General features: G+C 68.6%; 7 protein-coding genes and 1 tRNA gene. 2 read left to right on the forward strand and 6 right to left on the reverse strand.

The window, feature by feature from the left end; genetic code table 11:
• Positions 1–19: 19 nt before the first annotated feature.
• The 4 genes from ACZ7L9_RS20805 to ACZ7L9_RS20820 form a co-directional block, all read right to left on the reverse strand.
• Positions 20–871 (reverse strand): sugar phosphate isomerase/epimerase family protein, encoded by an 852-nt coding sequence (locus ACZ7L9_RS20805; protein WP_471416792.1) that lies wholly within the window; start codon positions 869–871, stop codon positions 20–22.
• A gap of 14 nt (positions 872–885) precedes the next feature.
• The gene (locus ACZ7L9_RS20810) at positions 886–4,377 is read right to left on the reverse strand and encodes a ThuA domain-containing protein (protein ID WP_471416794.1); all 3,492 of its coding nucleotides are present in this window, start codon (positions 4,375–4,377) and stop codon (positions 886–888) included.
• A gap of 235 nt (positions 4,378–4,612) precedes the next feature.
• On the reverse strand, positions 4,613–5,515 hold the full coding sequence (locus tag ACZ7L9_RS20815; RefSeq protein WP_471416796.1) for a transketolase family protein: 903 nt from the start codon (positions 5,513–5,515) through the stop codon (positions 4,613–4,615).
• A 35-nt stretch (positions 5,516–5,550) separates the two neighbouring features.
• Positions 5,551–6,252 carry a transketolase gene (locus ACZ7L9_RS20820; protein WP_471416798.1) on the reverse strand — a complete coding sequence of 234 codons (702 nt, stop codon included), beginning with the start codon at positions 6,250–6,252 and terminating at the stop codon, positions 5,551–5,553.
• 128 nt (positions 6,253–6,380) lie between these two features.
• Here ACZ7L9_RS20820 and ACZ7L9_RS20825 point away from each other — a divergent pair.
• Together ACZ7L9_RS20825 and dacB are read left to right on the forward strand one after the other, a co-directional pair.
• A tRNA-Pro gene (locus ACZ7L9_RS20825) sits at positions 6,381–6,454 on the forward strand.
• 1,210 nt (positions 6,455–7,664) lie between these two features.
• A complete protein-coding gene (dacB, locus tag ACZ7L9_RS20830) occupies positions 7,665–9,251 on the forward strand; it encodes a D-alanyl-D-alanine carboxypeptidase/D-alanyl-D-alanine endopeptidase (protein WP_471416800.1) in 1,587 nt (528 codons plus the stop codon).
• A gap of 350 nt (positions 9,252–9,601) precedes the next feature.
• Here dacB and ACZ7L9_RS20835 read toward each other — a convergent pair whose 3' ends face one another.
• Positions 9,602–10,978 (reverse strand): vanadium-dependent haloperoxidase, encoded by a 1,377-nt coding sequence (locus ACZ7L9_RS20835; RefSeq protein WP_471416802.1) that lies wholly within the window; start codon positions 10,976–10,978, stop codon positions 9,602–9,604.
• A 647-nt stretch (positions 10,979–11,625) separates the two neighbouring features.
• Positions 11,626–12,411: an SDR family oxidoreductase gene (locus ACZ7L9_RS20840; protein ID WP_471416803.1), complete on the reverse strand. Its 786-nt coding sequence runs from the start codon at positions 12,409–12,411 to the stop codon at positions 11,626–11,628.
• Between the last annotated feature and the right edge of the window lie 25 nt (positions 12,412–12,436).

Raw genomic sequence — 12,436 nt, forward strand, 5'->3', positions numbered from 1 at the left:
GCTCCACGCACCCGCCGGGTCAGTACCGCAGCCGGGACAGATACGTGTAGCTCGCGAGCGCCGACGCGAACGGATCGGCCGGTGAGTCGTGCTCCACCAGCCACTGCTTCACACCGCCCCGCCGCGCCGTGTCGAACATCGCCGGGAAGTCCAGCACCCCCGAACCGACATCCGCGAAGTCCCCGTTCGGCGCCATGTCCTTCACATGGAGCGCGGGGAAGCGCCGCGGATGGCGTACGAAGAGCTCACCCGGCGCCGAGGCACCGCCGTTGGCCGCCCAGTACAGATCCAGCTCGAAGCCGACCAGTTCCGGGTCGGTCTCGGCGAGCAGGATGTCGTACAGGCTGACTCCGTCCACCACTTGATGGTCCAGGCCGTGATTGTGGTAGAGCAGCTTCAGCCCGGACTCGCGGGCGGCGAGACCCACCCGGTTGAACTCCCTGGCCACTTCCCGGTATCCGGCCGGACTGTGCAGCGGACCCGGCAGGCTGGGTACGACGATCCACTTGCCGCCCAGGGTGTGGATGTCCTCCAGGGCCTGCGGAAGCCCGGCCCCCTTCACGATGTCGTAGCCGACATGTTCGAGGACGGCCCGCAGCCTGGTCTCGTCGAGCATCCGACGGATGTCGGCCGCGCTGTGACCGTGCCGGCCGCTCACCCCGACCGTGGCGTAGCCGATCTCCGCCAGCCGCTCCAGGGTGCCCCTGAAGTCCGTCGCCAACGGCGTACGCATGGTGTAGAGGTGCATGCCGATCCCGGACGGCGGGATACGCCGGCGGCGGTCGGCCCCGGTGGCGGAGGCGGCGGTGAGCCCTGTGGCTGCCGCAGCGCCCACGGCCGTGGCCAGGAAGGTGCGTCGTGTGCGGTCCATGCGGGTCTCCCTTCTCAACTCACGTCGATGCGTACAGAGCCGGTGCTGGTGTCGCCCTTGTCGTCGGTGACCGTCAGGTGCGCGGTGTACGCACCCGTGCGGCCGTAGGTGTGCGTGGCCGTCGCACCGTTCCCGGTGGTGTTGTCGCCGAAGTTCCAGTGGTACGAGGCGATCGTGCGTCCGGCCACCGGCTCCACCGCACTGCTCAGCGCCACGGCGAGCGGTGCGGTGCCCGTCGCCGGAGCGGCCCGCACCGCGACCTTCGTACCGGGCCGCTTCTCGACGCCGGGACCGTTGAAGTGCAGCCAGTCGACCGCGAACAGATCGGCTTTGTCCCCGCTCCACTCCGGGTTGCTGAACACCGCGTACAGCTTGATGCTGCCGCCGGGATCCGTCAGGGCCGTTGTCGGAGAGACGACCTTGCCCCAGTCGCCGGTGTTCGGAACGGTGACCTTGCCGAGCAGCGGGCCCGTCGGCGATCCGGCCCGGAATTCGACGTTCCCGCCGATGCCGCCGGAGGCCGCACCGACGGTCACCGAGTCGATGTTCTTCAGGTTGACCGGATCGAAGCTGATCCAGTCACCGTCCTCGATCTCGGTCAGCCGTTTCCCGCCGGAGGCATCGGCCCTGTTCCCGATCACCGCACCGCCGTGCGTGCCGCCGGTCGCCGTGAAGTGCTCGGCCTCGCGGAAGGCGGTGCGCAGGGTGAGCGAGGTGGAACCGGTCAGCGCGGGTGCGTCCGGGGCGCCCTTGTCCTGGTACTGGGCGGTGATTCCGTAGTAGAGGTTCTGTCCCGGGCCGTGGCTGTCCCCGGTATCCGTGACGATCTCCCCCGCGCAGCCGGTGTAGTTGTCGAGCGGGTGCAGATGCGTGTCATGACCGAGCTGCGACTGCACGACCACCCGTGCACAGTCGATCGGTCCGCCCTTCCCGTCCTCCTTGTCCGTGACCTTCACGGTGAAGGGGATGGTGTCGCCGAAGCTGAACATCCCGCCGTTCGGCGGCTGTTTGATGGTCACCTCCGGACGGGAGTTGCCGACGGTGATGTCCTGCACGGCCTGCGCCGTCAGACCGCCGGGTCCGGTGACCGTGAGCCGCGCGGTGACCAGCCCCTTCGTGCGATACGTGTACGAGGGGTTCGCGTCCGTCGAGTCGGTGGTGCCGTCCCCGTCGAAGTCCCAGGCATACGAGACCGGTTGACCGTCGGGCACGCCGGAACCGGCACTGGAGAACGCAATGGAGAGCGGCGCCGGTCCGTTGTCCCGGCTCGCGGCGATCTTCGCGTCGGGCAGCCGTCCGTCACCGACGTAGTCGATCCGGTAGATGCCCGCGCCCTCGTTGCTGCCACCGCGGCCCGTACCGCTGCCGAGCCCGAAGTCGATGACGTACAGCGCCCCGTCGGGACCGAAGTCCGCGTCGAAGGGCTGGTTCCACTGCATGTCCTGGAAGATTCCGTTGATGGACTGGAGTTCACCGGCCTTGACGGGCGCGAACCGCGGATCGTCGAACGTCTGGTCCTGCTGCTGGAAGGAGAACGTCTTGAACCAGCGGCGGGTCAGCTCGTAGTTGATCCACTTCCCCTCGAAGTACTCCGGGAACTTGGTGCGGTAGGTGTTGTCCGGGTCGTAGTCGTACACGGGACCGCTCATCGGGCCGCCGCCTCCCGTGCCGAGCTCCGGGAACTCGGCGGACGCGGAGTACGCATACCAGACCGTGGCGGGCTGGGCGGGCGGCAGTTCCCGCAACCCGGTGTTGTTCGGCGAGTCATTGACGAGCGCCGCGCAGTCGAACTTCGGCCCCGGTTTCTTCGTCGTGAAGTCGTAGTCGTTGAACGGGGTGTTGTTGCCGATGCAGTACGGCCAGCCGAAGTTCCCCGCCTTGGTGATGCGGGTGTACTCGACCGTGCCCTCGGGCCCGCGGTCGGCGACCGCCGCCTTGGCGTCCGGACCGTAGTCGGCGACCAGCAGCGCGCCGCTCAGCGGATCGGTGGTGATCCGGAAGGGATTGCGCATCCCCATTGCGTAGACCTCCGGACGGGTCCTCTCCGTGCCGGGTGCGAAGAGATTCCCCTCGGGAACGGTGTACGTACCGTCGTCCTTCGGTGTGATGCGCAGGATCTTGCCGCGCAGATCGTTCGTATTGCCCGCCGTGCCCTGGGCGTCCCAGGCACGGCGGCCCGCGCCCTCGTCGATCGGGCTGAAGCCGTCCGAGGCGAACGGATCGGTGTTGTCACCGGTCGCCGCGTACAGGTTGCCGGCCTTGTCGAAGGCGAGCGAACCGGCCATGTGGGAATTGGCGCGCCCCTCGCCCCGCCAGGTCGGAATGGTCAGCAGCCGCTTCTCCGAGGCCGGGTCGACCGTGTTGCCGGTGACCGTGAACCGGGAGAGGTTGAGCTGCTTCTCGGTCTTGTCGGAGTGCAGGAGATAGAGCCAGTTGTTGTCCGCGAAGCCCGGGTCGAGGGCGAGGCCGAGCAGTCCGTCGGACTGACTGGTCATCTCCGGTGTGTACGCGAAGTCCAGTGCGGTCGACACCTTCATCGTCCGCTGGTCGATGACCTTCAGCTTTCCGGTGCGCTGGGCGAAGAACACCCGCCGGTCGGGCGCCACCGCCAGCTCGAACGGATCGGCGAGATCGCTGGTGGTCAGAGCGGTCCGCTGGAACGAACCGGTCCGCGTCGCCGTGCAGTCGCCCGGCTTCGCACCCGCGGCCCACTCGATGCCGCCGAGGAGGTGCTGGACGAAGCCCTCCTCCTGGAATGCCGAGGACGCGTGCCCGCCCGCGGTGAACCAGGAGCGGCCGCCGTCGTAGTTCTGGCACCAGGACCACGGATGGTCCACTCCCTCGTCGAGGCCGGTGATGCCGTCGCGCACCTTGATCTGCGCGAGGGTGTGCACCTTGGAGGTCGGATTGGTGCGCCAGTTGTACCACTCGTCCGTACGCTCCCAGAGGTCCACAAGCCCCTTCGTGGAGGGGTGCGCGTGGTCGAGAACCTTGATCCGGCCGGTCTGTACGGCCGGGTGCTGGTCGAAGATCGCACCGACAAGACCCTCGTACCAGTCCCAGTCGCGCTCACTCGCGGACGCGGCATGCAGACCGACCCAGCCGCCTCCCGCGCGGATGTACTTCTGCAGGGCCGCCCGCTCGTCGGAGTTCAGCAAGTCACCTTTCTCCGGAGTGGAGTTGGTGTTGTTGAACACGACTGCCTGGAAGCGGGCGAGATCGGTGTCATTGAAGACGGCGGAGTCGTCGGTCGCCTCGACCTCGAATCCGTTCTCGGCGCCGAGCTTCTTGATCGCCTCGATTCCGGCGGGAATCGAGTCATGCCTGAAGTTGGTGACCTCGGAGTAGACCAGGACCCGGAAGGAAGCCGCGTGGGCCCGGGGCGGGGAGGCCACCAGGAAGCCGACGATCAACGCCAGGAGGGCGGTGAGGGCGACGATCGGCGACGGAAGCCGATGACCGGGTAACGGCCGACGGTGCGAAGGGTGACGAATCGGATGACTCATGGGCGCTCCCTGTGCGGTAGATGCCGACTGCGGGATTTAGAAAGCGCTTTCTGGAGTGCATCGTTCAGCGTAGGATCAGGTCTTGATGGGGTCAATGGGTCGGGAGCGCGCTCTGTGAGTTCTCTGTGGCATCACGTGTTCCCGGTGCCGCCGCCGAGGGAGAGCGGTTGCCCCGGCGGGAGGGCTCCCGCTCCGCTCGGCTACGGAGGAACGCGCCGCTGTGCTTCAGAGGAGCTCAGTCGCCGAGGAACGGATCGATGCGCTCCCGCAGCCCCCGCGGATCCAGGCCGTGGGCCGTGAGGTGCTCGTCGATCTCCCCGTACTTGCGCAGCTCGGACCGCCCCACCCCGAGGCCCAGCACACGGTGCGGCAGTTCGATGAGCGCGTCATTGGCGACTGCCGTGGACGTGCCCGCCAGGTAGGGCTCGACGATCACCACATCGGCGGCCCGGCCGCCGCCGACCGCCCGCCGCAGCCCGGCCCCGTCGAAGGGGCGCACCGTCGTCGCGTACAGCACGGTCACATCGAGGCCGGCGGTCGCCGCGAGGACGTTGTCGAGCATCGGTCCGACCGCGATCACCACCCCGCCCTTCCCCTCCCGGACCACGGTGAACCCGGTCCCCGCGCCGACCGGCCACGCCCGCGTGTTCGACTGGAGCGACAGCCGTACGTACACCCGGCCGTCCCCGGCCGCCGCCTGTCGCAGATGCTCCTCGGCCTCGTCGGGGTGGCCCGGCACCTGGATCGTCCAGTCGTCGAGAGTGTCCATGAGGGCGACGTCGCCCGGCGACATGTGGGTGAAGCCGCCGGCGGGCCAGTCGTACGAGCCTCCGGCGCTCACCAGCACCCCGCCCACCCCCTGGTGGCCGAAGTCCAGCTTGACCTGCTCGAACGGCCGCTCCACCAGAAAGCTGGCGAAGGTGTGCACGACCGGCCGCAGCCCGGCGAGCGCCATCCCGGCGCCCGCGCCGATCAGCAGCTGTTCCCTGATCCCGACATTGACGACCCGGTCCGGATGGGCCCGCGCGGCCCGTTCGAAGCCGTCCCTGCTGATCTCGGCCAGCACCAGGGCGAGGCGGGGGTCCTCGTCCAGCAGCTGCGACGTGGTCGAGATGAAGCGGTCACGCATCGTGTCCATGTGTATCTCTCCGTTTCGTGTCTCTGTCCGTGGGCTCAGTGCTTCGGGGCGACGTGCGCGATCACGGCGCGCGGGCGTCCGGCATGCGGCGCCGTGAAGGCCGCGTACAACGCCTCGTGGTCCCGTCCGTCGACGGAGGCGACCGACCAGCCGGCGGTCTCGAACCGGGCCGCGATACCGCCGGGCCGGCCGTGCGACGCCGACGCGTTGTCGATCACCACGGTGTGCAGCTGCTCCAGCCCGGCCGGGCCCGCATAGGCGAGCGCCTCGTGATTGCTGCCCTCGTCCAGCTCGGCATCCCCGATCAGCACCCATACCCTCGGGTCGGTGAGCCCCCGCGCCCGCAGGCCGAGCGCGGTCCCCACGGCCAGCGGCAGCCCGTGCCCCAGTGACCCGCTGCCGATCTCGACCCCCGGCACCAGCGTCCGGTCCGGATGGTGCCCGAGCGGGGAGTCGTACGCCCCGAACCCCGACAGCAGCTCCTCGCCGAAGAAGCCGTGCGCGGCCAGGACCGCGTAGTACGCCATCGGCCCGTGCCCCTTGGACAGCAGGAACCGGTCGCGGTCGGGCGCGTCCACGGTGCCGGGTGTCACCCGCAGCACCCGGTCGTACAGCACCCAGAGGGCATCCAGCGTGGAGGTCGCGGCTGGGCCGTGCTTCTCGTCCCCCGTCATCAGGCTCATCAGCCGGTTCATGTCGCGGTAGCCGCCCGCAGGCGCGGCAGTCGTGTTCGTCATGAACCCAGCGTTGAACATCAAGTTTGGTTGAGGTCAAGCCACGGGAAAGGCGTTCGTGACCACCCGTCCAAGTGCGGTATTGTTCTCATGCGCGTTCGGCCAGGGGAAACCCCAGGTCAGGCGGGCATCGGGACGTGGCGCAGCTTGGTAGCGCACTTGACTGGGGGTCAAGGGGTCGCAGGTTCAAATCCTGTCGTCCCGACTTGTGTTTTCGCAGGTCGCAGGCGGTATCGGAGAAATCCGGTACCGCCTTTCCGTGTTTCTTGGGGACCACGGGGTCCAGCGGCGCCGTCCTGCTGCCGGCTGGACGGCGAGGGTGAGGGGTGTGCGGATGGGGTTGAGGTGTGCGGTGAGGGCGTGGCCGGCGTCGGTGATCTGGGTCGTGTCGGGGTGGCGGTAGCGCTGGGTGGTGAGGAGGGAACCGTGTCCGGCGGTACAGGTCGCGGGAGGCAGCCACGAGAGCGTCAGCCAGTCGGGCGTGCGTCTCCCAGTCGGGCAGGGCCGGCGCGCGTAGGTCCAGGAGCTCGTCCTCGGCTTGCTTGTAGAGCTTCTGCCAGCCGGTGACACGGGCGGGGTTGACCTTGATGATGTCGTCACGGACGTGGAATGGTGACGGGCGGCAGTTGAGCGGTTTGTTTACCGGAAGGGCGAGAGCATCTTCAGTTCAGCCTGGCCACTGAGGTTTTCTCAACGAAATGATCTCGTGAGGTGACTCGGCCCAGGACCTAGCTGTACTCGGCCATGAGGTTGGTTACGCGCGTCGGCTCGAACTCGTCGAGACCCGCGCCTTCAGCTCGAGAATCGTCGGCCTCCGCTACCGCGTGGCGCGTTAGCCGGCTCGTCCGCCGAGCCCTGGGGCCCGAGGTGTCGTCGGTGTGCGGTGAGCAAACGGGCGAGGTGCTCCACCACGTGGCGGGGAACGTCGAGCGAGGCAACTCAGGTAACCAACGTGAAGCCTCTGGTTGTTGCGGACGTGCAACCCCCGCCGCGCAGCCGAGCCGGGCTTCGCCTGCATCCAAGGGCACGGTGTGGCAGGCAGTTCCGGAACTTGCCGCTGACTCCCCGCCAGTGACTCGTGATCGCGGCACCTCGTCTGACCTGCGGTGACGCAATGAGTGCGGTTGCAGTACCAGCCCACACCTCCAGAGCGTGAGCAACCATGTTCCCGCCGGGAGCACCATTCGTGCCATCTGGTGTCAACGTGTGTAGACCGTCAGATGACGAAAGACCCTGACTCGCGGAACCGTGAATGCAAAGGAAATTGGGGAGCGGGTTCGATTCCCGCCATCTCCACAATTTCCATGTGAGGCGAAGGCCTCGCGGTCCTGGTGGCAGGACCTTCGCCGTGTTCGGCGCTGATACCGGCGAGGCGGTCTGTTGCGCGCTGTGGTTCTCCGGGATGCTCCCGTGGCATGAGGAGACCCTTGAGAGACGTAGTGTCCCGTCAGCGTGTCTGGATCTGGCCCGCCCTGATCGGACTCACGGCCACGCTCACCTGGAGTTCCCCGGCCGGGGCGGACGGCGACCGGTCCGGGCTGCCGGAAGCCATCGAGACGATTCTGGGCGATGCCCGGATGGAAGGCGGCGCCGCGAGCGTGGTGATCGCCGACGCCGCGAGCGGCGATGTGCTGTACGAGCGGCAGCCGACCGGGCGGCTGACGCCCGCCTCCAACACCAAGCTGACGACCGCGGCCGCCGCCCTGGAGCTGCTCGGGCCCGACTACCGGTTCACCACCGACGCGCTCGCTGACGGCAAGCGGAGTGGATCCGTGCTGCACGGGGATCTGTATCTGCGCGGCACCGGCGACCCGACCACGCTCGCCGCAGACTACGACCGGCTGGCCGCCGACGTCGCCGCGGCCGGAATCAAGCGGGTCACCGGGCGGCTCGTCGCCGACGACACCCGGTTCGACAGCGAGCGGCTCGGCCGCTCCTGGGCGGCCGACGATGAATCGGCGTACTACTCCGCGCAGATCTCCCCGCTCAACGTCGCCCCCGACACCGACTACGACGCCGGCACCGTCGTCGTCGAGGCGGTGCCGGGCGCGAAGCCCGGAGACACGCCGAAGGTGACGCTCACGCCGAAGACCGACTACGTCGATGTGGAGGTGCGGGCCACCACCGTGGCGCGGGACGGCACCGACACCCTGTCCGTCGCGCGGGAGCACGGCGGCAACACCATCACCGTCAGCGGCGACATCCCTGTGGGTGACGCCCCCACCAAGGAATGGATCAGCGTCTGGGAGCCCACCGGGTACGCGGCCGCGGTCTTCCGGGACGCGCTCACCGCACACGGCGTACGCGTCGACGACGGCACCCGTCTCGGTCAGGCCACGCCGAAGGGCGCCAAGCAGCTCGCCGCGCACCGGTCGATGCCGCTCAAGGACCTGCTCGTGCCGTTCATGAAGCTGTCGAACAACATGCATGCCGAGGTGCTGACCAAGACCATCGGCTACGAGAAGTCCGGACGCGGCACCTGGACGGCGGGCCTCAACGGCATCTCCGGCTATCTCAAGAGCGCGGGCGTCGCCACCGGGAAACTGCGACAGGTCGACGGATCCGGCCTGTCGCGGATGAACGCCTTCCCAGCCCGGCAATTGGCCGAACTCCTGCTGTCCGTACGGGACGAGCCCTGGTACGACGACTGGTACGCGTCGCTGCCCGTGGCCTGCGAGCCGGACCGGTTCGTCGGCGGGACCTTGCGCTCCCGCATGTGCGACACGCCCGCGGCCCGCAACGCGCGCGGAAAGACCGGATCGCTCACCGGCGCGTCCGCACTCTCCGGATACGTCACCGACGCCGGCGGCCGCGAGCTCGTCTACAGCGTCATCCTCAACAACTACCTGGCCTCGTCAGTGAAGAGCGTCGAGGACGCGATCGTGGTGACGCTCGCCTCGTCCGACGAGGACCGTGCCGTGCTCGTGCGGCCACGCGCGGAGCGCGCCGCCGAACAGGACGCGGGCCTGGAGTGCTCCTGGGTCAAGCCCCGGCGCTGCTAGTACTGCCACCGCACTCGACGAATCGCCGCAGGCCGCGCGGAGGTGCGCCTCTCTCCGGGGGGGTGACGCGCCACCAGTTTCACGGGTCGCTGATCTGCGGCGACGCAATGAGTGCGATTGCCTCGACCTTCTTACCAAATTGCCCGCCAGACTTCCGGGGGCACCTCATCCTTCAGTCCGCCGCGTCCAGCCTCGCTCGACTCCCGGCATTTCTGGCAGTGCTTCAACCGCCCCGCGACGTCTGGCGTGGCGGTAGCACGAGGTTCGGGCCAGCTGTACCCGATACGCTGGGTACAGCTGGCTCTTGGCAACAGCCATGCGGCGCGTTGACGCTGCACGGGTGCGGGCAGTCAGCTGTGTTGCGCCACGAAATCGGCGACCCGCGTGCCGAGTTGCTGGCCTGCCCGGTTGTCGATGGAGGTGTGCTGGCCGGACCATATCCGGCTGAGCCACGCTTCGGTGGCGGCGCGTTGGAAGCCGGCGAAGGTTCGGGTGACGCCCTTCGACGTCACCACGAGGTGGTGCTGCGCACCGTAGAACCTGGTGAGCGTCGTTGCCGCCGCCTGGCTGAGAGCGCCGTGGGCGGCGGGGTAGGACGGATCCGGGGCGGTCGGCAGCAGGGGGGTCCAGTTGGGATCGCCAACGATGCGCGGGTTGTAGTGCGCACCACCGAGCCGGAGGGCTGTCACGGGCCGCCATACGCGGTAGGCGTACTTGGCGTCGTACATCGCGATCGCGGTGTCGGCGAGGGACAGGTTGAGCTGGGCGAAGACCTTCACCGCCTTCTCCAGGCTTGCGTGCTGGGAGGTGACGAGGTCCTGCGCGATCTGATTCCAGACGTTCCAGACGGGGGCTGCCGCCCAGAACTTCCCGGCTGCGGTCTGATCGGGGGTGCGGGTGGTACTGGTCTTTCTCCCCAGGCTCTTGACCTCATTCAAGGCTGTGGCGTATTCGGCGGTGCTGACGGCCGGCGGCGGCGCCGGGCGGAACTGGCTTCCTTTGGCCAGCACGAACGGCTTGACCGAGCCCCAGTTGGTGAACACCGGTGTGGGGAAGTCGGGCGGTGTGGGCCGGTAGCCGCCGGCCACGTTGCGGGGAGTGAACGGCGGCGGCTTGGTCGAGGACCCGTCATGGGATCGCAGGCTGACCAGTCGGCGAGCGACCTCGGCTCCCACGCGAATGCCCGCCTGCTTACCGGGGCCGTTGGGAATCGCGGACAACTGGCTGCTCAGCCGTCGGTCCACGCTTGCGCGCTTGGCCGGGTACAGGGCCGCCAGCACATCGTGGGCTGCTTGGTCCGCTGCTGCGTCTGCACGGGCGCCTCGCGGCGCCGACACCGAGGACAAGTAGGCAGGGCCGGCCCGGGTGACCGATACCACCGCGTCGTACTCGGCGGCCTGAAGGAGCGCGAAGCTGCGCGTGGGGTGGATGGTGGGCGGTTGGGCCTTCGGATCGCTCAGGACGGTGATGAGCTCACGGTTCCACTCCACGACCGACATCCCGGAGGGCTGGGCGGCGGCGCGCAGGGTTGGGGAGTGAGCAGGTGTGGTGGCGGTGGGCCCGAGGGCCAGGCCAGTGAGTCCGGCTGTCAGCGCAGTTCCGGTCAGTGCAGTGAGTATCTTGTGCTTTCCGTCCATATGCTGTGGCTCCCTGTGGTGGGTGGTGGGCTGGGGCAACCGGTGGCCATACGCTTCGACCACGTGGGCCACTTCGGGCCGGACGGTCAACGGGCACCACTGAGCGAGAGGGGAGTCCGCAGCGTGTGCCGCAAAGAAGTACTCCGGGCGCCTGCTCCGGAGTTCGACTGGGACGTGAAGCCAGTTCCGTCTGCCTGAGTCCCGCGCTGGGTCGGTCGTTGGAGTATCGCGACCGGACTCACCGGCGTACCGGCCCTTGAGGCGGCACGCGCCACCCGCACCCATGTTTCGAGGGGTTGACCGGGCGCGAGTGGTCCTGCAACCTGATCACCTCTTTGCGTCATCAAGGCCGCTTGCCAGATACAGCCTGCGGGTTCCCGAAGCACGCCGCAACTCCGGTCTGTGGTCATCTGCCTACAGTCGGCTGCGCCGGTTGCTGGTCGGGGCCCGACGGTCCCGCCTTTCGCACTGGTACGACGGCTAGGTCAAAGCGTCGCCACTGTCCACGTTGATCTACCTTCACCCTGTGTGATAGACCGCAAGCGGCGCGGGTGTCGTGGCACCTCCGGGTCACCACCCGTCGCGATCAAGTCAATCTCCTGGGGCCTGATCGAGGCGTGCGTGCCCGCCTGCAGGGCTTGGTATCCAGACAGACAGTCCGAGCAGCTCTCGCCGTCATCTCTCGAACGCGGCGGAAACTCAGTGCATGTCTGCCGCAACCGGCTGGTCCGCCGGCCTCACCCCGGGTCGCCGGACTTCACGGCGAGATAGCGGGCGGGGAACTCGCCTCCGCCGTGCACCGCCAGGTCCGCGCCGTTGACGTAGGAGGCGAGGCCACCGGCGAGGTACAGACAGGCGCGCGCGATGTCCTCCGGGACGGCCATCCGCTCCATCGGGACGACCCGCGCCACCGCGACCCCACCGTCCTCGCCGTAGACGGCCGCGGCGCTCTCGGTGCGGATCAGACCGGTGGTGATGTGGTTGACCCGCACCTTCGGCGCCCACTCCAGGGCCAGCGCCCTGGTCAGGGTGAGCAGACCGGCCTTGGCGGCCGAGTAGGCGGCCGTGCCGGGCTGCGGATCGTGGGCTGAGACGCTGCCGATGTTGATGACCGAGCCACCACTGTTCTGTGCCTGCATGACCCGGTTGGCGGCCTGGGCCACGTAGAACGGGGCCAGCAGATTGAGGGCCACGATCTTCTCGACGAACCGCGGGGAGACCGTGGCCGCTTCGGCGTCGGGGGAGCCGCCGGCGTTGTTGACGAGGATGTCCAGCCGGCCGAAGCGGTCCACGGCGCCGCCGACGAACCGCGCCGCCGCAGCCGGGTCGCGGACATCGGCCGGGAGGAACACGGCCTGCCGTCCCTTCGCGCCGGGCAGCGACCGCGGTTCGTTGCGGCCGCAGACGACGACGTCCGCGCCCGCGCCGAGGAACGCCTCGGCGATCGCCGCACCGATGCCCTTGGTACCCCCCGTGACCACCACGACTCGTCCGGTGAAGTCCATCGGGTTGCTGCTGTCCATGCTCCCGCCTTCTGCCAGGCTCCGT

The sequence above is a fragment of the Streptomyces sp. NPDC111516 genome, assembly GCF_055635345.1.